The organism is Rhodoferax lacus (assembly GCF_003415675.1).
Classification (GTDB): Bacteria; Pseudomonadota; Gammaproteobacteria; order Burkholderiales; family Burkholderiaceae_C; genus Allorhodoferax; species Allorhodoferax lacus.
This window is the reverse complement of record NZ_QFZK01000007.1, coordinates 137,749-158,693: the sequence shown is the minus strand read 5'-3', so window position 1 is coordinate 158,693 and position 20,945 is coordinate 137,749. Positions and strand designations below refer to the sequence as shown.

At 61.4% G+C, this 20,945-nt stretch carries 19 protein-coding genes; 6 read left to right on the top strand and 13 right to left on the bottom strand.

What is annotated here, in order from left to right; genetic code table 11:
* Positions 1 to 83: 83 nt before the first annotated feature.
* Complete coding sequence (gene purB, locus DIC66_RS13025; protein ID WP_117177854.1) at positions 84 to 1,463, top strand: adenylosuccinate lyase; 1,380 nt, start codon at positions 84 to 86, stop codon at positions 1,461 to 1,463.
* Positions 1,464 to 2,024 (top strand): YaeQ family protein, encoded by a 561-nt coding sequence (locus DIC66_RS13020; RefSeq protein WP_117177852.1) that lies wholly within the window; start codon positions 1,464 to 1,466, stop codon positions 2,022 to 2,024.
* On the opposite strand, the gene DIC66_RS13015 is transcribed toward DIC66_RS13020, so the two are convergent.
* Positions 2,008 to 2,430: a DUF3717 domain-containing protein gene (locus DIC66_RS13015; protein ID WP_117177850.1), complete on the bottom strand. Its 423-nt coding sequence runs from the start codon at positions 2,428 to 2,430 to the stop codon at positions 2,008 to 2,010. The genes DIC66_RS13020 and DIC66_RS13015 overlap by 17 nt on opposite strands.
* A 121-nt stretch (positions 2,431 to 2,551) precedes the next feature.
* On the opposite strand from DIC66_RS13015, the gene DIC66_RS13010 reads away from it, so the two are divergent.
* Both DIC66_RS13010 and DIC66_RS13005 read left to right on the top strand, forming a co-directional pair.
* Positions 2,552 to 3,247 (top strand): TerC family protein, encoded by a 696-nt coding sequence (locus DIC66_RS13010; protein WP_117177848.1) that lies wholly within the window; start codon positions 2,552 to 2,554, stop codon positions 3,245 to 3,247.
* Positions 3,244 to 3,597 carry a phage holin family protein gene (locus DIC66_RS13005; protein WP_117177846.1) on the top strand — a complete coding sequence of 118 codons (354 nt, stop codon included), beginning with the start codon at positions 3,244 to 3,246 and terminating at the stop codon, positions 3,595 to 3,597. Before DIC66_RS13010 ends, DIC66_RS13005 begins: the two co-directional genes overlap by 4 nt.
* On the opposite strand, the gene DIC66_RS13000 is transcribed toward DIC66_RS13005, so the two are convergent.
* Positions 3,565 to 5,121 (bottom strand): M48 family metalloprotease, encoded by a 1,557-nt coding sequence (locus DIC66_RS13000; protein ID WP_233505903.1) that lies wholly within the window; start codon positions 5,119 to 5,121, stop codon positions 3,565 to 3,567. The genes DIC66_RS13005 and DIC66_RS13000 overlap by 33 nt on opposite strands.
* Before the next feature lie 79 nt (positions 5,122 to 5,200).
* On the opposite strand from DIC66_RS13000, the gene moaC reads away from it, so the two are divergent.
* Positions 5,201 to 5,692 (top strand): cyclic pyranopterin monophosphate synthase MoaC, encoded by a 492-nt coding sequence (moaC, locus tag DIC66_RS12995; RefSeq protein WP_117177842.1) that lies wholly within the window; start codon positions 5,201 to 5,203, stop codon positions 5,690 to 5,692.
* Here moaC and DIC66_RS12990 read toward each other — a convergent pair.
* From DIC66_RS12990 to sucC, 10 genes are all read right to left on the bottom strand, one after another.
* Positions 5,666 to 7,243 carry a Wzy polymerase domain-containing protein gene (locus tag DIC66_RS12990; RefSeq protein WP_117177840.1) on the bottom strand — a complete coding sequence of 526 codons (1,578 nt, stop codon included), beginning with the start codon at positions 7,241 to 7,243 and terminating at the stop codon, positions 5,666 to 5,668. The genes moaC and DIC66_RS12990 overlap by 27 nt on opposite strands.
* A 13-nt stretch (positions 7,244 to 7,256) precedes the next feature.
* Positions 7,257 to 8,633: a hypothetical protein gene (locus DIC66_RS12985; RefSeq protein WP_147321306.1), complete on the bottom strand. Its 1,377-nt coding sequence runs from the start codon at positions 8,631 to 8,633 to the stop codon at positions 7,257 to 7,259.
* Positions 8,634 to 8,985: 352 nt separating this feature from the next.
* Positions 8,986 to 9,405 (bottom strand): pilin, encoded by a 420-nt coding sequence (locus tag DIC66_RS12980; RefSeq protein WP_117177959.1) that lies wholly within the window; start codon positions 9,403 to 9,405, stop codon positions 8,986 to 8,988.
* A gap of 156 nt (positions 9,406 to 9,561) precedes the next feature.
* A complete protein-coding gene (locus DIC66_RS12975; protein WP_275405230.1) occupies positions 9,562 to 9,999 on the bottom strand; it encodes a pilin in 438 nt (145 codons plus the stop codon).
* A 174-nt stretch (positions 10,000 to 10,173) separates the two neighbouring features.
* On the bottom strand, positions 10,174 to 12,597 hold the full coding sequence (locus DIC66_RS12970) for a GspE/PulE family protein (RefSeq protein ID WP_117177836.1): 2,424 nt from the start codon (positions 12,595 to 12,597) through the stop codon (positions 10,174 to 10,176).
* Between the two features lie 108 nt (positions 12,598 to 12,705).
* The gene (locus DIC66_RS12965; protein WP_117177834.1) at positions 12,706 to 13,371 is read right to left on the bottom strand and encodes an FHA domain-containing protein; all 666 of its coding nucleotides are present in this window, start codon (positions 13,369 to 13,371) and stop codon (positions 12,706 to 12,708) included.
* Positions 13,372 to 13,418: 47 nt separating this feature from the next.
* Positions 13,419 to 14,204, bottom strand: a complete 786-nt coding sequence (locus DIC66_RS12960) for a Stp1/IreP family PP2C-type Ser/Thr phosphatase (protein WP_117177832.1) — start codon at positions 14,202 to 14,204, stop codon at positions 13,419 to 13,421.
* Positions 14,205 to 14,212: 8 nt separating this feature from the next.
* Positions 14,213 to 16,630, bottom strand: a complete 2,418-nt coding sequence (locus tag DIC66_RS12955) for a CHASE2 domain-containing serine/threonine-protein kinase (RefSeq protein ID WP_117177830.1) — start codon at positions 16,628 to 16,630, stop codon at positions 14,213 to 14,215.
* 265 nt (positions 16,631 to 16,895) lie between these two features.
* Entirely contained in the window at positions 16,896 to 17,789 is an 894-nt protein-coding gene (gene sucD / locus DIC66_RS12950; RefSeq protein ID WP_117177828.1) for a succinate--CoA ligase subunit alpha, read from the bottom strand.
* Between the two features lie 9 nt (positions 17,790 to 17,798).
* Positions 17,799 to 18,959, bottom strand: a complete 1,161-nt coding sequence (gene sucC / locus DIC66_RS12945; RefSeq protein WP_117177826.1) for an ADP-forming succinate--CoA ligase subunit beta — start codon at positions 18,957 to 18,959, stop codon at positions 17,799 to 17,801.
* A gap of 202 nt (positions 18,960 to 19,161) precedes the next feature.
* On the opposite strand from sucC, the gene argC reads away from it, so the two are divergent.
* Complete coding sequence (gene argC, locus DIC66_RS12940; protein ID WP_117177824.1) at positions 19,162 to 20,085, top strand: N-acetyl-gamma-glutamyl-phosphate reductase; 924 nt, start codon at positions 19,162 to 19,164, stop codon at positions 20,083 to 20,085.
* Between the two features lie 399 nt (positions 20,086 to 20,484).
* On the opposite strand, the gene recX is transcribed toward argC, so the two are convergent.
* Entirely contained in the window at positions 20,485 to 20,934 is a 450-nt protein-coding gene (gene recX / locus DIC66_RS12935) for a recombination regulator RecX (protein WP_117177822.1), read from the bottom strand.
* Positions 20,935 to 20,945: the final 11 nt, after the last annotated feature.

Here is a 20,945-nt window from a genome sequence, read left to right as displayed (position 1 = left end):
TCATTCTATCCATTGGGTATGTATGAATGGGCGTACAAGGCCAAGTGGGAGGGGCATGCGGGATACCCACCTACAATTCGTGTATGACTTTTTCTGCCATCTCTGCACTCTCCCCACTGGACGGCCGTTACGCCGCCAAGCTTGCCACCCTGCGCCCCCTGACCAGCGAACTGGGCTACATGCACCGCCGCGTGCAGGTGGAGGTGGCCTGGTTCATCGCCCTGAGCGACGCCGGCTTTGCCGAATTCAAACCCTTGAGCCCCGGCGCGCGCACCTACCTGCTGGGCCTGGTGAAGAATTTTTCCGAAGCCGATGGCGAGGCCATCAAGGCGATTGAGAAAACCACCAACCACGATGTGAAGGCCGTGGAGTACTGGATCAAGTCCAAGTTTGAAGCAAGGCCCGAACTGGAAAAGGCCGGTGAGTTTGTGCACTTTGCCTGCACCAGCGAAGACATCAACAACACCAGCCACGGCCTGCAGCTGCGCTCCGCGCGCGACGTGGTGATATTGCCGCTGCTGGACAAGCTGGTTCTGAAATTGCGCGACATGGCCCACGCGCATGCTGAAGTGCCCATGCTCAGCCGCACCCACGGCCAGACCGCCAGCCCCACCACCGTGGGCAAGGAAATGGCCAACGTGGTGGTGCGTCTGCAAACCGCCTGTGACCGCATTGCCGCCGTCAAGATCCTGGCCAAGATGAATGGCGCTGTGGGCAACTACAACGCGCACCTGTCGGCCTGGCCTGACTTTGACTGGGAAGCCTTCAGCAAGCGGGTCATTGAAACGCCCGAGCCGCTGGGCCTGGGCCTGTCGTTCCAGCCCTTCAGCACGCAGATCGAGCCGCACGACTACATGGCCGAGCTGTTTGACGCGGTGGCCCGCACCAACACCATCCTGATTGACCTGTCGCGCGACATCTGGGGCTATGTGTCGCTGGGCTACTTCAAGCAAAAGCTGCGCGATGGCGAAGTGGGCTCCAGCACCATGCCGCACAAGGTCAACCCCATCGACTTCGAGAACGCCGAGGGCAACCTCGGGCTGGCCAACGCGGTGCTGCGCCACCTGGCCGAGAAGCTGCCGGTGTCGCGCTGGCAGCGTGACCTGACCGACTCCACCGTGCTACGCAACATCGGCGTGGCCCTGGGCTATGCCGCGCTGGCCTACCAGTCGCTGCAGACGGGCCTGAACAAGCTCGAAATCAACAAGGCCGCGATTGCCGACGACCTGGACGCTTCCTGGGAAGTGCTGGCCGAACCCATCCAGACGGTGATGCGCCGCTTCGGCCTGCCCCAGCCCTATGAGCAGCTGAAAAAATTCACCCGTGGCGAGGCCATGACACAAGAATTGATGCGCGGCTTCATTGTCGGGCTGGAGATTCCGCAGGTGGAAAAGGACCTGTTGCTGGCGATGACACCGGGCAGCTACACCGGCAAAGCGGCAGAGTTAGCGAAGCGCGTCTAGATGGCCATCAAATCCACCATCTTCAAAGCCAATCTGCAGATTGCCGACATCGACCACAGCTACTACGCCGACCACGCGCTGACGCTGGCGCGCCACCCCAGCGAGACCGATGAACGCATGATGGTGCGGCTGGTGGCGCTGGCGTTTGAGGCCCACAAGCTGCAAAGCGTGTGCGGCGGCGACGGCACGCTGAACTTTGGTGCGGGCCTGTCGGATGTGAATGAGCCCGATGCCTGGCTGCGCGACTTCACCGGCCTCACACGCCTGTGGATCGAGGTAGGCCAGCCTGAAGACAAGCCGCTGCTCAAGGCCTGCGGCAAGGCTGACGAAGTGGTGCTGTACTGCTTCAACCACGCGGCGGAAGTCTGGTGGAAGGGCATGGAGAACAAGCTCAGCCGACCCAAGAACCTGTCGGTGTTCCGCATCCCCACGGCGGCCAGCCAGGCCCTGATTCCGCTGGCCCAGCGCAGCATGCAGCTGCAGGCCACGATTCAGGAGGGTACGTTGACCTTGGGTGACGCAAGTAACACGGTCGACATCGAACCTATCCGCTGGAAGTAGATTTCTCCGCCGCCCGCTCCGCATATTTGTTGAAGCGCCAGGCCGTGCCTTCCAGGGTGATGCGCCGCCAGGTGGCGCGTTTCTGGACGGGCTCCATCTCGGTCCACTTCTGCACCTCTTCAAAGCTGCGCCCGCAGCCCTTGCATTGTTCGTCGCCCTGACTCGTGGAGCAGATGGCTATGCAGGGCGTGTCGGGCGTGCTGTGGTACCAGGCCAGCCAGGCCGTCAGTGCCTTGGGTGGCATAGTGGCCGCGTCTGCCTCCAGCTCGCGGTAATAGACCAGCAGGGCATAGACCTCGGCCAATGCGCGCGTAGGTGCAGGCAGGGACACACCGTCCGGTGAGGGCTCGCGCTGGCGCCAGTAGTTGATGGCGGCCTCGATGTCGGTGATGTGGATGCCTGTCATGGGAGGCGCATCATAGCCCGCGCAGAATGCCCCAGCCTGTATGGTGCCCAACCAGGGCCAGGCCCCAGCATTGCAAGGGGCTTCGGGCGACTGGCTATCATCAACCCCGAAAGGTGTTTATATGGAAATGTTTTCTGCGCCCTGGTTTTCGGCGCTTTTATCTATTGTCTTGATTGATCTGGTGCTGGCGGGCGACAACGCCATCGTCATCGCCCTGGCAGCACGCAACCTGCCCGGCCATCTCAGAAGCAAGGCGATCCTGTGGGGTACGGTGGGCGCCATTGGCGTGCGTGCCCTGATGACGGTGGGCGTGGTCTGGCTGCTCAAGATTCCCGGCCTGATGGCCGTGGGTGGACTGGCCCTGATGTGGATTGCCTACCAGTTGCTGGCCGACACCGGCGAGAAGGAGCACGACGGCCCCTCCGCCACCACCTTTGTCGGCGCCATGAAGACCATCATCATCGCCGACGCCCTGATGGGCGTGGACAACGTGCTGGGCGTGGCTGGTGCTTCCCACGGCGCCTTTGACCTGGTGATCATCGGCCTCTTGATCAGCGTGCCCATCGTGGTGTACGGCAGCACCGTGGTGCTCAAGTTGGTGGAGCGCTTTCCCATCATCATCCAGCTCGGTGCCGCCGTGCTGGCATTTACCGCCGCCAAGATGGTGGTCAGCGAGCCGCTGCTGGCCGGCATTTTTGGTGCCCCGCACGCCGCACTGGAACCCCTGCAGTCGGCCGCGCGCTGGGCCGCCTATACGCTAGCCATCGCCGGCGTGCTGGGTGCTGGCTGGTGGGTCAACCGCAAGGGCCACGCGTGAAGCTCCTTGCAAAATGGCTGCTGTGCGCAGCGGCCCTGCTGGCCGTGGCACACCTGTATAGCGGCGTGGTGGTGCAGAGTTTTTCTGCTGCCCTGGTGGCTGCACTGGTGATCGGGCTGCTCAACGCCGTGCTGCGCCCCATCCTGGTGGTGCTGACGCTGCCGGTGACGGTGCTCACGCTGGGCCTTTTCCTGTTTGTCATCAACGCCCTGATGTTCTACTGGGCGTCCGCCCTGCTGGACGGCTTTCAGGTGCGCAGCTTTGGTGCGGCACTCATTGGCTCGCTGCTGTACACCCTCATCGGCCTGGTGATCAACTCAGCGCTCGAGAGCCTGTTCCCGAAGAAGTGATTCCATCTGGCGGGCCCGCGTGTCCACGATGGAGGCATCGATGTGGTCTGTGGGCAGGCTGCTTTTGCGCGCCATGTCCTGCGCGGCCTTGAAGCGGGTGAGCGCCCCCTGGTAGTCCAGCTGTGCCACATTCACCTCGGCTTCGGCCCGCACGGCGGCCACGGGCCGTGCAATGGCGGCGTTGGCAGCGGCCAGCGCCTGCCAGGCCTGCGCATCATGTGGGTGGTCTGCCAGCCAGGTCTGCAAGGTTTGTGCCGCCGACTCACCCTGGCCAGCCAGGGTGTCGATATGGCTGCGCATCAGCAGCGTGGCGCGGCTGCCGTCGCTCAGGCTTTGGCTGAGCCGCTGTGCTTTGGGCACGTCGCCTTGCGCCAGCGCCATGTCCAACGCCAGCAGGCGGGCCAGGCGCAGGGCCGGTGCATTCGTGCCCACGCGCTCCTGCAAACGTGCCAGCGTGGCCTGAGCCAGTGGAAAGTCGCGCTGCTTGAGGGCCGCAAAGCTGGCGCCATACAGGGTGCCTACCTGCACCACTGCTGGCAGCTTGGCCAGGTTGCTGCCCTGTGCCTGCGTCTCCCACACCCGCAAAGCATCCACCGACGAGTCTGAGAACACGCGGGCCCGGGCCGCCACCATGGCGTGCTCCAGTGTGGTCACGGGTGCGGTGCTGGCCCGCTCGGACTGGCGCACACGCGACTGCATGTCGGCAATGCGTTCGGTGTTCAGCGGGTGGCTGCGCAAGTACGGAAACCCGCCGGAGTCATTCAGGCGGCTGGACTGCTGCAGCTTCTCGAACATGCTCACAAAGCCCTGGGGCGCGAAACCGGCCTGGGTTTGCACACCAAAGCCAATGCGGTCGGCCTCGCGCTCCATGTCGCGTGAGTAATTGAGCTGACTCTGCACGGCCGCAGCCTGCCCGCCCACGATGGCCGCCTGGGCGGCACCGGGGTTTTTGCTGGCAGCCAGCATGCCCAGCACCATCGCCCCCATCAGCCAGGGCGCCTGCGCCGCCTGGCGTGCCATGCTGCGCGAAATGTGGCGCTGCGTGACGTGGCTGATTTCATGCGCCAGCACCGAGGCCAGCTCGTCCCGGCTGGTGACAATGCCCACCAGCCCCAGATGCAGCCCAAAGTAGCCGCCCGGCAGGGCAAAGGCGTTGACCGTGCGGTCGCGCCCCATCAGGATCTCCCAGGCAAAGGCCTCGTCAAGTTGCGCCGGCAGTTCACCGCGCTGGCGCGCCGCCGCAATCAGGGGCTGCCAGATGCCTTGCACATAGTCGGTAATGACCGGGTCATCCAGATAGTCCGGGTCACGGTACAGCTCGCGGGCAATGCGGTCGCCAATGCGCCGCTCTGCGGCCGGTGTCATGTCGCTGCCGTCACCCAAATTGGGCAGGCCCGCAGTCGCCGTCTGCGGCCCTGGAACCTGCGGCAGTGCCGGGCTGACCGTGAGGGTGGCCAGGCCCAGCAGCAAGGCCTGGACCATCCGCTTGGTGCGAAAACGCCGGGTGTTGAAATGGGAAAGCATCGATGGGGTTCAGTGGGTCAGGCCGCAGGATGCCATCAGGCAGGGGCCTTGCGTGTCAAGCTCGGGTAAAGTCAGGATTATGAGCACTCTGACCCATTTTGACGCCCACGGACAAGCCCACATGGTGGACGTAGCCGCCAAGGCCTCCACGCACCGCATCGCCATCGCCCAGGGCCGCATTGACATGCTGCCAGACACGCTGGCGCTGATTGCATCGGGCACTGCAAAAAAGGGCGACGTGCTGGGCATTGCACGCATTGCCGGCATCCAGGGCGCCAAGCGCACCAGTGACCTGATTCCCCTGTGCCACCCGATTGCACTCACCCGCGTGGCCATGGATTTTGAGCTGGTGCCCGCCACAGGCGACCAGCCAGCCCAGGTACGCTGCTCGGCCACGGCCGAAACCGTGGGCCCGACCGGCGTGGAGATGGAAGCCCTGACCGCCGTGCAGGTGGCGCTGCTCACGATTTACGACATGTGCAAGGCAGTGGACCGTGGCATGACCATCACCGACGTGCGTCTGATGGAAAAGCACGGCGGCAAGTCAGGGAGCTTCGTCGCTGGCACCTGAAGCGCCGCCCTTGCCAGCAGCCTGGGCCTTGACCCACGCGGCGTAGTCCTGGGGATAGGCCCGCTTGAAGCGCAGCATGTAGTGCTTGGCCTCCTCATCCAGGCCCAGCAGGCTGGCACTCTCAATCACCTTGGTCACCACGCTGGCCTCTGGGGAAAAATGCAGCATCTGAAGCGCCAGGGCGTGGATGTGCGGTGCGTTGTCTGCCGTCAGTGGCGTGGTGCCCAACTCGGCAAACTTCACCTGGTCGGCAAACAGCCAGGAGCCGCGGATTTTTTCCAGCGTGTCATCCCGGTAAGCCGGGTCGCGCTGCGCCGCGCTCAGGTAGATCTGGCTGATGCGCCAGTAATCCCAGGCGGCGTAGCTGCAAGCGGCCAGCAACAGCGCGGCCACGACCACCGCGATCACAGACCTGGCTGACTGGCCACCTTCGGCAGCCCTTGCCAACGTGGGCGCCTGTCTTGGGCGGGTTTGCCACAGCAGCCACACCGCCAGCACGGCCGCCAACTGGAACGGCGCGTACCACAGCGGATATTCCAGCAGGCTGTGCATGCCAATCACCAGCAGCACACTCCAGGCCATTTGCCGCGTGGCGTCCTGTTCGCGCCACGGCCTGGCCCACAGCACCAGCCACAAGGCACCGCCACAGAGCAGGGCGGCCGCGGGCAGGCCCAACTCCACGGCCAGGTGCAAGGGCAGGTTGTGGGCATTGCCCAGGATTTCACAAAAGCGTGTGCCGGGGTACAGGGTTTCAAAATGCGCGTAGCTCAGCTGGCCCCAGCCCCAGCCCGTCCACGGCTTTTGCACGATCAGCTGCAGCACGTTGGACCACAGCGTCAGGCGGCTGGCGCAGGGTGAGGCAGGCTCCCCCAGACGCCCCAGAATGCCGCTGTGCAAGGGGTCCAGCCCGGCCAGGTTGGGTAGCAGCACGGCCGCTGCGGCATAGACCAGCAGCGCCAGCGCCAGGGTGGCGCTTGCGCGTTGCCAATACAGACCCAGGGCCAGCAGCAGCAACAGTTGCAGCATGCCGGTGCGCGAGCCCGAAGCCGCGTCCGCTGCGGCCAGCAGGCTGGCGGCGAAGGCAATCAGCCCGCGGGTCTGCCAGGACCGAGATCTGTTGGCCTGGGATGGAGCCTGGGCCTCGTGCAGTGCATCGCCTTGCGCGTGGGTGCGTGCTGCGGCCTCTGCTTGCACCTGCCACCACAGCAGCGCGCACAGGCCTATGGCCAGCAGCGTGGCCTGCTGGTTGCGCTGGCGCAGATTGCCATAGGCCTGCCCGGCCTCCACATAGTCAACCCAGGGGCCAAAGGCAGCTGCCAGACCGCAGTACTGGAGCAGGCCCATGCAGGCGCTGACGGCAGCCGCCAGCAGCCAGGCGGTGGCGACAATGCGCACAGCGTCTGCGCTTTTCAGGCGCGCCTGCAGGCACAGCAGCCCGCACAGGGCCGCGGCCACCCAGACCGAAAGGAATTGCACCACCGGCTGGGTGGGGCCGTAGGTGAAGGGGTTCAGCCAGGGAAGAGCCAGCAATAGGTAGGCTGTAACCTGCATGGGCACGTGCGCGCTACGGCGCTTTGACCACGGTGGCAGACTTGCGCAACACTTCGCACATGCTTTCATCGATACGGCATGCTTCCAGATAATCTGCGACAGCCAGTTTCAATTGGCCTGCTCCTTCGTAAGCTTTGGCGCGGCCCATCAGGTACACCGAGCTGGCTGGCTCTTTGCGCCTTTCGTTGATTCCCCTTGCGATGGTGTATTCGGATATGGCTTGCTCCCATTGGCTGCGCCCGTTGTACACCGCTCCCAAAGCCCCATGCGCCTGGGCCAGATCCGGATCCAGCACCAGTGCCTTTTTCAGATTTTCTTCACTTTCGTTGAACATGTGGTTGAGCAAGAGTTGCCGCCCCAGGTTGTAATAGATACGGTCTGCGCCTTCTTTTTCTCCGTTGCGCTCCACCAGTTCTTTGGCATCGTTCCAGACCAGTATGGGATCAGCCAGCGTAGCCAGGCGCTCCATACTCAGTACGAAAAATGTTGCCGCCACCGCAAACCCCAACATGGCAATCAGCTTTTTCTCCACACCATTCAACAGCACCGGAAGGGCAAACAAGGCGGCACTGGCCCACAGATAACTGCGGTACAGCACAAAGGGCTCCTGAATGCGTACGACCACCAACTCGGTGAAAAACAGCAACCAGGGACCCAACATGGCCAGGCCCAGCAATCCGCGGTTGCCACGCTTGGTCAAGAGGCGCAAACCAATCCAACCCCAGGCCACGAACAGCACCGGCGCCAGCACCTTCAGCCCTGTCATAGACCGGACAAAGGGTTCGCGCATATCAATCGACATCCAGTGGATGTTGGGCCATAGCCACAGCAGGGCATATTTGAAGAACAATCCACACTGCGTGATGACACTGAGCGGATAGGCCATAGGGCCAGCATCGGCTCCCAGCATGGCAGGTGCATCGATCTCATAGCTTGATCCCAAGAGCCCCTTGCGACTGGCTACCACCAGCGCCGCAATGCCCAGCAAAGCCACGAACAGAAGCCAACGCTGCGCCAACTTTTGGCGCCAATCGGTATGCAACAGGATGGTCAGCGGCAGAAGCACCACCACCAGCATGATGGCATGCTCCTTGGAGTAGGCGGCCAGGTAGTACAGGGGCAGACTGAGCCACAACAGGCGGGGCTTGTTTTCCACACTGCCTTGTGTGTAGGCCCACAAAGCCAGCAGACTGAACAAGGTAGCCATAACCAGGGAACGTTGCACCAGATAGCCCACGGCATAGGTGGCAACCGGGTGCAACCCGAACAACAAGGCCGCCAGCCAGGCGGCCTGGCGCGGGCTCAGTGAATCGACTGATTTGGGAACATAAACGGCACGGAACACCGCTTGCAAGAGGCCAAATAGCGCCAGGGTGGTGGCAATATGCAAGAACAGGTTTCCAAGCCTGAAATAAACCAGCTCCAAGCCAAACCAAGCCTTGGTCCAGGTCAGCGTGGCGTAGGGTAACGACCGTATTTCCAGCCAAGAAAACCCATAGCGATCGACCGGTTGCTGTCCATTTCTGCCCACCATAAAGAATGGCAGGTCATCAAAAATAATCGGGTTTGACAGAAACTGCCCATACAACGCGCCCAGCACAAGCGACAACAGGACGATCGCAGCCAGGCGGGACCAGTTTCTCATATTCATACAAGGACCTTTTTGCACATAAAAAAGGCACCCCGGAGGATGCCTTTTGAGATTTTCAAAGCGTTAGCGGCTTTGAAAACTACACCGCATGTTACTTGCAGAAGTTGGCTGCAATACAGGTTCCACTCAACGTCCACGATACCTTACCTGCGGCAATAGCCGGCGTCAGGACATAAGTCTGACCTCCCAGACCACCCGTTGAGACGGCGGTGGCTGTTACGGCATTCGTGCCTGAGTTGGTCGTCACACTTGCAACACGGCCGGAAGCGGTGGTGATATCAACCGGCACGCCATTGGATCCTGCAGCGCAATTGGCGCCGACCGCACCCTGATCTTGCAAGCAAAGCTCCATGGCAATCTTGTGTGCCGCAGTCGCCAAAATCACCTCAGAGAACTTGGCCTTGTTTGTGTAAGTCTGGTAAGCGGGCAAAGCAACCGCAGCCAAAATACCAATAATCGCCACCACAATCATCAACTCAATCAGGGTGAAACCCTTTTGAACTTTTTGCATAGAACGCTTCATATCAACCCCTTTAAATTAAAAACTAACCAAATACAATCTGATTTTCAAACAACCACCATGCTCGCAATCCAAATGGAAGGCAGCCGGCATTTTGTTTTTTGGCGTTTCCCAAAGCTATTGCTGCTTCAGGAAACAACCGACCATTTACTTGCAGAAATTTGCTGCAATACAAGTTGAAGTGGTGGCCAAAGTCCAATTGACTTTACCGCCAGTAATGGCTGGGTTCAAGATATAGGTCTGCCCACCCAGTCCACCTGTCGCTACGGCTGTTGCCGTCACCGCATTCGTGGTTGCATCAGTCGTCACACTTGCAACACGACCGGAAGCCGTCGTGATATCAACCGGCACGCCATTGGAACCAGCAGCACAATTGGCGCCGACCGCACCTTGGTCTTGCAGGCACAGTTCAATGGCAATCTTGTGTGCCGCAGTCGCCAAAATTACTTCCGAAAATTTAGCCTTGTTGGTGTAGGTCTGGTAAGCCGGCAAAGCCACTGCCGCCAAAATACCAATAATCGCCACAACGATCATCAACTCAATCAGGGTAAAGCCCCTTTGAACCTTTTGCATAGAACGCTTCATTTTCAGCTCCTTAAAATATAAACACTGGAACTTACTTACCCGCAGCTTCCATGCCAACCATTTGAAGCACTCTATTCCGTTCAAACCCGCTACTTTTTGACCAAAGGCGTCAGAAATTACCTTGTTCCCTGGATAAAGTTTGTCACATCTGACATTTTGGTCATGGACTTTTGATCACTTGATGCAGACCTGCCTGACCATCTTTAAATCGGTCAGGCCCATCATGATCTTTTCCATGCCGTCCATCTTCAGGGTGCGCATACCGCCTTCCACCGAGGCTGCAAACAGCTCGGCCACGCGGGCGCGTTCCTGGATCAGCTTCTTGATGCCGTCGTCGGCCACCAGCAGCTCGTGCAGGCCGACCCGGCCCTTGTAGCCGGTCTTGTTGCACTTGTCGCAGCCCACGGCGCGGTAGAGCCGGATCTGGCCGTTCTCGCCATAGGTCTGCATCCACTGGTCGACCATCTTCTTGCTCTCGCCGGCATAGTCCTGGGTCCAGGCCTTGGAGTGGCGCAGCTCTTCGGCGTACTCGGCGGCAAACAGGCGCAGCTCTTCGGCCTCGGGCACGTAGCTCTGCTTACAGTCGCACAGGCGCTTGGCCAGGCGCTGGGCCAGGATGCCCAGCAGGGCGTCGGCGAAGTTGAAGGGGTCCATGCCCATGTCCATCAGGCGGGTGATGGACTCGGGCGCGGAGTTGGTGTGCAGGGTGGAGAACACCAGGTGGCCGGTAAGCGACGCCTCCACGCCCATGGAGACAGTTTCCTTGTCGCGCGACTCGCCCACCATGATGATGTCCGGGTCGGCGCGCAAGAAGGCCCGCATGATGAGAGCAAAGTCGATGCCAGCCTTTTTGTTGATCTGTACCTGGCGCAAGCCCTTTTGCGTGATTTCCACCGGGTCTTCGGCTGTCCAGATCTTGGTGTCCGGCGTGTTGAGGAATTTCAGGATCGAGTGCAGGGTGGTCGTTTTGCCCGAACCGGTTGGGCCGCAGACATAGAACAGGCCGTAGGGCTTGCTGACGGTGGCCTCCAGGCGCACCTTGTTGTGCGGGGTGAGGCCCAGCTTTTCCAGGGGGATAGGCTCACCGGCGGCCAGAATCCGCATCACGACGTCTTCCACACCGCCCGCCGAGGGGATGGTGGCCACGCGCAGTTCGATGTCCAGGGGGCCGTACTTCTTGAACTTGATCTTGCCGTCCTGCGGCTTGCGGCGCTCGGAGATGTCCAGGTCGCACATGATCTTCAGGCGCGTGACCATGGCCTGGCGGAAGTGGGCAGGCACTTCCACGTAGGGCACCAGGCCACCATCGATGCGAAAGCGGATGCCGGTCTTGAACTTGCCGGGCATGGGCTCGATGTGGATGTCGGAGGCCTTCTGGTGGTAGGCGTCGATGATGACCTTGTTGACGAACTTGACCAGCTCGTTGTCTGCGGCGGCCGACTCCAGTGCCGAGTCTTCGCCGCTGCCGTCGTCTATGGGGCCGCCGTCCATGCCGGCCAGCAAATCGTCGATGGTGCTGGTGTCTGCTGCCGCACCGAACAGCTGGGCCAGGGTCTGGTCAAAGTCCCAGCGCGTGGTCACCCGGTAGGCAAACTTGGAGATACGCGGAAACACCTGCGGCACCACCCGGGCGCCACGCACGGCCTCGGGGTCGCGGCACATGATCAGCAGGCCCTCGGGGGACTCCTCCAGGGGAATCCAGCCCTGCTCTTCCACAAACTCCCGTTTCAGCACGCCTTGCAGGGCCTCTATGCGAATACGTCCCGGGTTGAAGGGCTCGTAGGGCAGGCCGAAAAACTTGGACAAGGCCGCGCCAATCTGCGCCGGTTTGATCTTGTAGGCCGAGAAAAGCAGCTGCTCCACCGGAATGTCCTGGCTGCGCGCATCCTGCACGCACAGGCCGAGTTCCTCATCGGTCAGCAGCCCATCTGCCACCAGGCCATCGAACTTGGTGGCCTTGCGGCGGGGTTCGTCATCGTTCTTTCTGGCACGCTGGCGGATGGCGGTGGCCAGGGTCTTGCAGACCTCGGCCACACCGTCGAGCTCCAGCGCCCCAAAGGGCTCGTCGCTTTTGTTGTTGATGACCTGCAGCACGCCATGCAGGTGCTCACCTTCCAGAATCGGCGCCACCAGCATCTGGCGGGTGCGGTAGCCGGAGCGGCGGTCCACCTCCTTCAGAAACGACAAGGAGGGGTGTATGCGCTTGAGCGCGTCCTCGTCATAGACATCGGGCAGGTTCAGCGCTTTCTTGCTGTAGGCCGCATAGCCGGCAATGCTTTGGGGGGAGATGGGCAGCTTCAGGTCACGGCTGCTGTTCAGGCCGGTCTTGATCTTGGAGATGATGGCGGTGCCATCTTCGTTGACCGCGTAAAGGGTCAGGCGGTCGGCGTTGAGCAGTTTGCAGATGTCCTGGCTGGTCTCCAGCATGATCTGCTCGACGTTCTCGGTGTCATGGATGCGCGCAGTGACCAGGTGCAATTGGCGGTAGAACAGCGCCTCAAAGGTCATGCCACGGGTTTGGGAGGGCAGCTTTTGCGATTCGAAAAACGCCTGCTCTGGCGATTTTTCCGGATGGGCGGGTGGCAGCACAGCACTCATATCTCAAACTCCTGACCGCCTTGCGGCCAATGCCAAACTCAGCACCACTTCAATGGGCCCGCGCAACCCCGTTGCGGGGGCCTCGCAGGCTTGCATTCAAAGGCGGACTCAGGCCTGAACGAACTGCATCTGGGTACCGGCGAGTTCGATCACATCGCCATTCTTCAGGGGCAAGGGTTCGGCCGTGATGGTTTGACCATTCAGTGTCGGATTGCCACCACCTTCGACATGCTTGACCTCGTAGTGGTGGTTGCGTTTGGTGATGGCCGCCACAGCCACGCCGGGCTTGCCGATGGTGGTGACGACTTTGGTAAGCGGCACTTCGCGCCCTGCGGCAGCACCGCTGAGCACCTTGATGGTTGCAGGCGGCAGGCCAGAGAGGTCCAGACCCGCAGGTGCAGAAGCCTGGGGGGCGGGCGCAAACGAGGGCATTGCAGCGGCGGGCCGGGCCTGCACCACCATGGTCTTGTCAAAGGTCTCGGCAGCGTTGTCGCCTACAAACTTGATGCGGTATTTTCCGACTTCGATGGCGTCTCCGTTTTGCAACGCCTGCTTCTTGATAGCCTTGCCGTTGACGTAGGTGCCGTTGGTGCTGTTGAGATCTTCCAGCATGACTTCAGCAGCACCCATATGGATCACTGCGTGCTCACCACTGACTGCCAGGTTGTCTATCACGATGTCGTTATAGGGCCTGCGTCCCAAGGTGGTTCGTTCCTTGGTCAGCTGCACTTCCTTGATAACTACCTCGTCGATCGACACGATCATTTTCGGCATGACCGGCTCCTTTTCCTGAAGTTTGATTTTGGAAAAACTAATGCGGGCTATTTTCCTAGCAATCTCGCAATTAAACCCCGCTTTTCACTGGCTTCGGCTACTTCGGCCAGCAAAACGGAAATATTGTCCCGCCCACCGTGGTCATTGGCGGCGTCCACCAGGGCTTGGGCTTGCCGCTCCAGGGTGGATTCGGTGCTGATGATTTTGGCAATGACCGCATCGCTCACCATGTCGGAGAGGCCATCCGAGCACAAAAGATAGATATCACCCATCTCCACCGCATGCTCATTGACCTCCATCAGCACCCCCGACTCCACGCCCAGGGCCCGGGTCACCAGGTTTTTGATGGTGGAGTGTTCGGCCTGCTCCGGCGTGATCAGACCGGCATCGATCTGCTCCTGCAACAGCGAATGGTCACGGGTGATTTGCTCCAGCCGCCCGGCGCGAAAGCGGTAGCAGCGGGAATCGCCAATATGCCCCAGCACCAGGCCGTCTTCACGGAACACGGCCACCACCAGGGTGGTGCCCATGCCGGCGTAGTGCACATTGGCATGGGCCGAGTTGTATATCGCCAGGTTGGCGCTGTCCACGCAGATTTCCATGGCCCGGCGCACCTCGCGCGAACGCGCCACACCGCCCACTTCGGTCAGCCAGCGGCTCAGCTCCGATTTGATGAACGCGGTCGCCATCCCGCTGGCAACCTCCCCTGCGTTGTAACCGCCCATGCCATCGGCAAGGACAGCCAGGTGCGTTTCCTCGTCAACGGCAATCGAGTCTTCGTTGTTGTCGCGGGCCCGACCCGTGTCCGTTTTTGCGCAAAATTTATAGATCATTCGTGTCTTTATATTTCAATGTCCGCACCACCTGCGACGGGCGGCGCCAGGGCCCGCAAATCGGCGGCAAATTGGTCACCGGTCTGGTAGCGTGTCTCGGGCCTTTTGCTCAAGGCCAGCGCCACCACATTGGCCAGGGATTCGGAAAGCTCCGGCCGAATACTGCGAATATCGGCAGCCTCTTCGTTGGCGATTTTGAACATCAAAGCAGACATTGAATCGCCACGAAAAGGCAGAACGCCAGTCAGCAGTTGGTACAGCATAACCCCCAGAGAGTACAGGTCGGTGCGTCCGTCCACTTTTTTACCTGCCAATTGCTCTGGTGACATGAAGCTGGGCGTGCCCAGAACCAGGCCCGTGCGGGTTTTGCTGGCGTCGGCAATGCGGGCAATGCCGAAGTCCGTCACTTTCACGCTGTCGGTGGCCGCATCAAACATGATATTTGCGGGCTTGATGTCCCTGTGCACCACATGGTGCTGGTGTGCATAGGCCAGGGCTGAGGCCACGCGCTCCGCAATCCGCACCACGGTGGCGGGTGGCAGCAGCTGGTCGCGCTGGCAGTGGTCCGAGAGATCGCGCCCCTTGAGAAACTCCATGGCGATAAAGGCCAGGTCATGCTCCTCGCCCGCGTCAAAAATCGTGACGATGTTCTGGTGCTGCAGGCGCCCGGCGGTCTCGGCCTCACGGAAGAAGCGCGCCCGGGCATCGGCCAGGTCTTCACCCGCGAACTCCTGGCTCAGTGCCAGCGTCTTGATGGCGACCACGCGACCGATCTTCGGATCGCGCCCGAGGTAGACCACCCCCATGGCGCCCTTGCCCAGCTCTTTTTCCACCAGGTAGCGCCCCAGCATGGGCTGGTCCACTGCGCCAACTGCTGGAAGCAGGTCGCCGCCTGGTTTGGCGGTCTCGGCACCGGGCTTGGGGGATTCGGATACATTCTTGGCCCGCGCGAGTCTGGACAGAACATCTTTGTAGTCGGGATCAAAGCCCGCGATGTGCTGGTACACCGCCTCTGCCTTGTCAAACTGTCGCTTGCCCTCGAACTCCAGCGCCAGGCCGTACAGGTCGCCCAGCAAGGCCTCGCCCATGGGGGCGCGGCGCAAACGCTCAAAAGCCATGTCCAGCTGACCCTGACCCTGCAGCGCCAGGCCCATCATGCGGTGGGTCTCGGCCGTCTCGCCATCGGACTTCGCCAGGGCCGACCCGTGCAGCGCAGGCCGCTTGCTGCCCAGGCTCAGGTAGACCAGCACCAAGGCTGTAGCCGGAAAGACCAGCTTGATCCATATTGCGGCCACTGCCAGCAGTCCAAACTCGGTCACCAGCAAGGCCAGCAACAGCAGCACGGTGCTGGCCGCTGCATGCCCCGCAGACAGGCGTGGCAGACCGGCAAGCCCGTAGGCCGCCACCAGCAGGAATGCCGCCAGCGAAGCCCACACACCCCAGGCCGGCTGCACGAAGAAATGCCCCTTCAGAATGCTGGAGGTGACGTGCGCCAGGGCCTCGGGAGTTGTCAGCGCTGCATGGCCAGGCACCGCAAACGTCACGCCCGCCCCGGCACCGGTAGCACCCACGATGACAATCTTGCCCGCGTATTTGGCAGCCGCAATTTTGCCGCTCAGCACGTCAGCAAACGAGTCCAGTGCAAACGCCGGCTTGCCTCCTCGGGCGGGGTAGAACTGCGGCAACAGGCGGCCTGCGGCATCGGTCGTCAGATGCAGTTTGCCAAGCTGCACCGATTCACCCGGCTGCAGTTGGAAGTCACGGGACTGGAGGTTGAGGCTGCTCAGTGCGGCCAACAAAGCCAGGGAGGGCACGGCCCGGCTGCCGCCGCCCACCAGCAATTGCTCGGCGCGCACCACGCCATCCACATCCGGGTATGGCGTCAGAGGGCCAATGCCTGCAGCGGCTTGGGCCAGCGGCTCGGCCCAAGTGGGCGCCGAGGGCAGCAGCACATTGCCGGCCTTTTGCAGGCTGTGGGCCAGCACCGCATCGGTGTCCATCAAGGACTGTGCCTCTTCCACCAAGGCACTGGCGCGGGCGTTGGCCGCATCGGGGCCTGCGTCTCCAGCGCTGTCCAGGGCGTCTTTGATCTTGTGAAGGAAATCCGGGCCAGGACTGAGCGGCGCCCCAAGGATGAGCGCTGTATGCACCACCGTCTTGGCCTGTGCAGCCGCCAGCTGGTCGATCAGCCGGGCATGCACTTCGCGCGGCCAGGGCAAGGGGCCCAGGCTGGCGATGCTTTGGTCATCCATCGCAATGATGGCAATGCGGTCCGAGGGCTGGCTTGCGGTGAAGGTGCTGGCAAAGTCGTACAGACGGCGTTCCAGGGGCCCGGTGAAGTCAGTAGTCCACTGCAATACCGCGAACAGCAAAAGGAGGGCCCCACCGGCAAACCGGTCAGAGCGCCAGAACGCTCCGGCTTTCATGTTGGAAGACTTCGTCAAAGGCACCCCTGAGCCATTTCAATCAATCGGCGCACTCCCCAAAGTCGCCCACCTGCATCCATAGGTTGGCTGCAGTCATGGACGTTAGCAGAGGGCACCCCGGCCGACAATAGCCCGAACGGTTTATTGCTTGCGTATTTGGCAAGAAAGTAACGCGTCCAAAGCAAAAAAGCCCAAGCGCTGGGGCTTGGGCTTTTGGGTTGCTGCCAGGCCGCAGGCCTGACGCAGGGTTGCTTGCGCGCTCTGCTTACAGCAGGGCCTTGAGCAGCTTGGCCATCTCGCTGGGGTTGCGTGTGACCTTGAAGCCGCACTCTTCCATCACCGCGAGCTTGGCATCCGCCGTATCGGCACCGCCAGAGATCAGCGCGCCAGCGTGGCCCATGCGCTTGCCTGCGGGTGCGGTGACACCAGCGATGAAGCCAACGATAGGCTTCTTCATGTTGAGCTTGCACCAGCGGGCGGCTTCGGCTTCGTCGGGTCCGCCGATTTCGCCAATCATGATGACCGCGTCGGTATCAGGATCGTCATTGAAGGCACGCATCACGTCGATGTGCTTCAAGCCATTGATGGGGTCGCCACCAATACCGACAGCCGACGACTGGCCCAGACCGATTTCGGTCAGTTGTGCCACGGCTTCGTACGTCAGGGTGCCGGAGCGGGAGACCACGCCAATACGACCCTTGCGGTGGATGTGGCCGGGCATGATGCCGATCTTGATTTCATCGGGGGTGATGAGGCCGGGGCAGTTCGGGCCGAGCAGCAAAGTCTTCTTGCCACCAGCGAGCTCTTTTTGCTTCATGCGGTTACGCACTTCCAGCATGTCACGCACCGGGATGCCTTCGGTAATGCAGATAGCCAGGTCCAGGTCGGCTTCCACAGCTTCCCAGATGGCAGCAGCGGCACCGGCCGGTGGCACATAGATCACCGACACGGTCGCGCCGGTTTCCGATGCTGCTTCCTTGACGGAGGCGTAGATCGGGATGTTGAAGATGGACTCGCCAGCCTTCTTGGGGTTCACGCCTGCGACGAAGCAGTTCTTGCCGTTCGCGTATTCCTGGCATTTTTCCGTGTGGAACTGACCGGTCTTGCCGGTAATGCCTTGGGTGATGACCTTGGTGTCTTTATTGATGTAGATCGACATGACTGTTCCTTACTTGACCGCTGCCACGATTTTTTGGGCCGCTTCGGCCATGGAGTCTGCGCTGATGATGGGCAGGCCGGATTCGGCCAGCATCTTCTTGCCCAGATCTTCGTTGGTACCCTTCATGCGCACCACCAGAGGCACGGACAGGTTCACGGCCTTGCAGGCTGTGATCACGCCGGTGGCGATGGTGTCGCACTTCATGATGCCGCCAAAGATGTTGACCATGATGGCCTTGACCTTGGGGTTTTTCAGCATGATCTTGAAGGCTTCAGTGACCTTCTCGGGGGTGGCACCGCCGCCCACGTCCAGGAAGTTGGCGGGCTCAGCGCCGTACAGCTTGATGGTGTCCATGGTGGCCATGGCCAAGCCGGCACCGTTCACCAGGCAGCCGATGTTGCCGTCCAGGCTGATGTAGGCCAGGTCGAACTTGGAAGCTTCGACTTCGGCAGGGTCTTCTTCGTCCAGATCGCGGTAGGCCACGATTTCGGGATGGCGGTACAGGGCGTTGGAGTCAAAGTTGAACTTGGCGTCCAGGGCAATCACGTTGCCTTTGCCGTCGCGGTTCAGAGGGTTGATTTCCACGAGGGACGCGTCGGTGTCCATGTAGCACTTGTAGAGCTTCTGGAAGATGTCCACGGCTTGTGCGGTGGAGCCAGCGGGCATGCCGATGGCGTCTGCAATCTTCTTGGCTTGCTCATCGCCCAGACCGGTCAGCGGGTCGATGAACTCGGTGATGATTTTCTCAGGGGTGGAGTGGGCCACTTCCTCGATGTCCATGCCGCCTTCGCTGGAGGCAATGAAGGCCACCTTTTGCGTACCGCGATCGGTCACCACGGAGACGTAGTATTCCTTCTGGATGTCGGCACCGTCTTCGATGTAGAGGCGGCGCACCTTCTGGCCTTCAGGGCCGGTCTGGTGGGTGATGAGCTGCATGCCCAGGATTTCGCCAGCGATGCGCTTGACGTCTTCAATGGTCTTGGCAACCTTGACGCCACCGCCCTTGCCGCGGCCTCCGGCGTGAATCTGGGCCTTGACAACCCACACGGGGCCGCCCAGCTTTTGTGCGGCTTCCACAGCCTCCTGCACGGTGAAGGCGGGGATGCCGCGAGGCACCGGCACACCGAATTGGCGCAAGATTTCCTTGCCTTGATACTCATGAATCTTCATAACATCTCTCTTGAGGCTGGACAATGTTCACCATGCAGTACAAGAGCGATCTCACACACATGGCACTGGGCACATCAGGGCGGGACTGTATCATGCTGCAGCGCAGAAAACTTCTGCCAGACTTACACAGCACATCCCCCAAACCCTTGGTTACTGCAAGGTTACCAAGTGAAAGTTTCCCGCTTCTTACTGCCCGCATCCGATGAAAAAAATATTTATTGATGGCGAAGCCGGTACCACCGGCCTGCAAATCCGCGAACGTCTGCAGACCATGTCCGCGGTCGAAGTGCTCAGCATTGACCCGGCCCTGCGCAAGGACCCGCTGGCCAAGCGCGCCCTGATGGCGCAGGCCGATCTGGTGGTGCTGTGCCTGCACGACGACGCTGCCGTGGAGTCGGTGGCGATGGTCGACTCCATTGCCGCAGAGAGTGGCAAGCCCGGCCCCAAGATCATTGACGCGTCCACCGCACACCGCACGGCGCCAGGCTGGGTCTATGGCTTTCCGGAGCTGGCCGCCGGTCAGCGTGAGGCGGTTGTGGCGGCACAGCGTGTAGCCAACCCCGGCTGCTACGCCACGGGTGCGATCGCGCTGCTGCGGCCTCTGATTGATGCCGGTTTGGTGCCTGCGGACTTTGCGGTGAGTCTGCCTTCGATCAGCGGCTATTCCGGTGGCGGGCGCTCCATGATGGAAGCCTACGAGCAGGGCAAGGCGCCCCCCATGGAGCTGTACGCCCTGGGCCTGAAGCACAAGCACGTTCCCGAAATCATGCGCTACACCGGCCTCACGCGCAGGCCCTTGTTTGTGCCCTCAGTCGGGAATTTTGTGCAGGGCATGCTGGTGCAGTTGCCGCTGCATCTAGACACCTTGCCGGGCAAGCCCACGGCTGCGGATTTGCACGAGGCTTTGGCTCGTCATTACGCCGGCAGCACCTGGGTGACGGTGGAGCCGGCCACGGCCGACCTGAAGCTCGATGCGGTGGCTTTGGCCAATACCAACAAGATGGAACTGCGGGTGTTTTCCAACAACGAAGCGGGTCATGCTTTGCTGGTGGCGCGGCTGGATAACCTGGGTAAGGGTGCCAGTGGTGCGGCGGTGCAAAACTTGCAGCTGATGTTGGGTATTTAAGAGGCTAAGTGGCGTTTCGTTATTCAGAGGCGCTGCGTTGTTTTTGCTCGCTGGCAGGGCTGGGGTAAGGCCCCGGCCCTCATACTGCGGGTACGCACAAATCGGTCCGGGGCCTTACCCCAGCCCTGCCGGTCATTTGTGGGGCTGACGCTTTAGCTTCCCGTCTGACGATTTGCTTCTGGTTGGCTTTGATGCTTCACTGCTTCAGCGTTGCTTTGCTGTTCAATGCTTGGCTGAAGTGGCCCGGTATTTGTTCTCTGTACACAAGCGGCTTATGTACTCGCCGGGGTGGGTATTGCCGGGGGCCGATTTGTGCGTACCCGCAGTATGAGGCCCCCGGCAATACCCACCCCGGCAGGCACATACGCAGGAACCAAAGGACTTAAAGGACTTGGCAAATCAGTCCTCGTCGCCCCCCGACACCACCTTGTGAATCGCATCCCCGCCAAAGCCCCGGCTCGCCAAAAACCGCATCTGCTTGCCACGCTCGGCCGCATCTACCGGCGAAGAGCCAAACTTCTTGCGCCACACCTCGCGCGCCCGCTCCACTTCGCTGGCACGCAAGCGCTCTACCGCATCGGCGACCGCTTCGGGCTCCAGACCCTTGGCCTGCAGCTCCTGCTTGATGCGTTGCGTGCCCAGCTTGGCAGCGCGGCGGTGCAGCACGGACTCGACCACACGGCCTTCGTTGATGAAGTCCTTGGCTTGCAGCTTGTCGAGGACTGCGGCCAGCGCACCCGGCTCTTCCTCAAACCGGGTGAGCTTGCGCTCCAGCTCGGCACGCGAATGCTCGCGACCCGAGAGCAGGCGCAGCGCGCGCCCGGTCAGGGAAAGGGGGGTGACTGCCATGCGCCGACCTG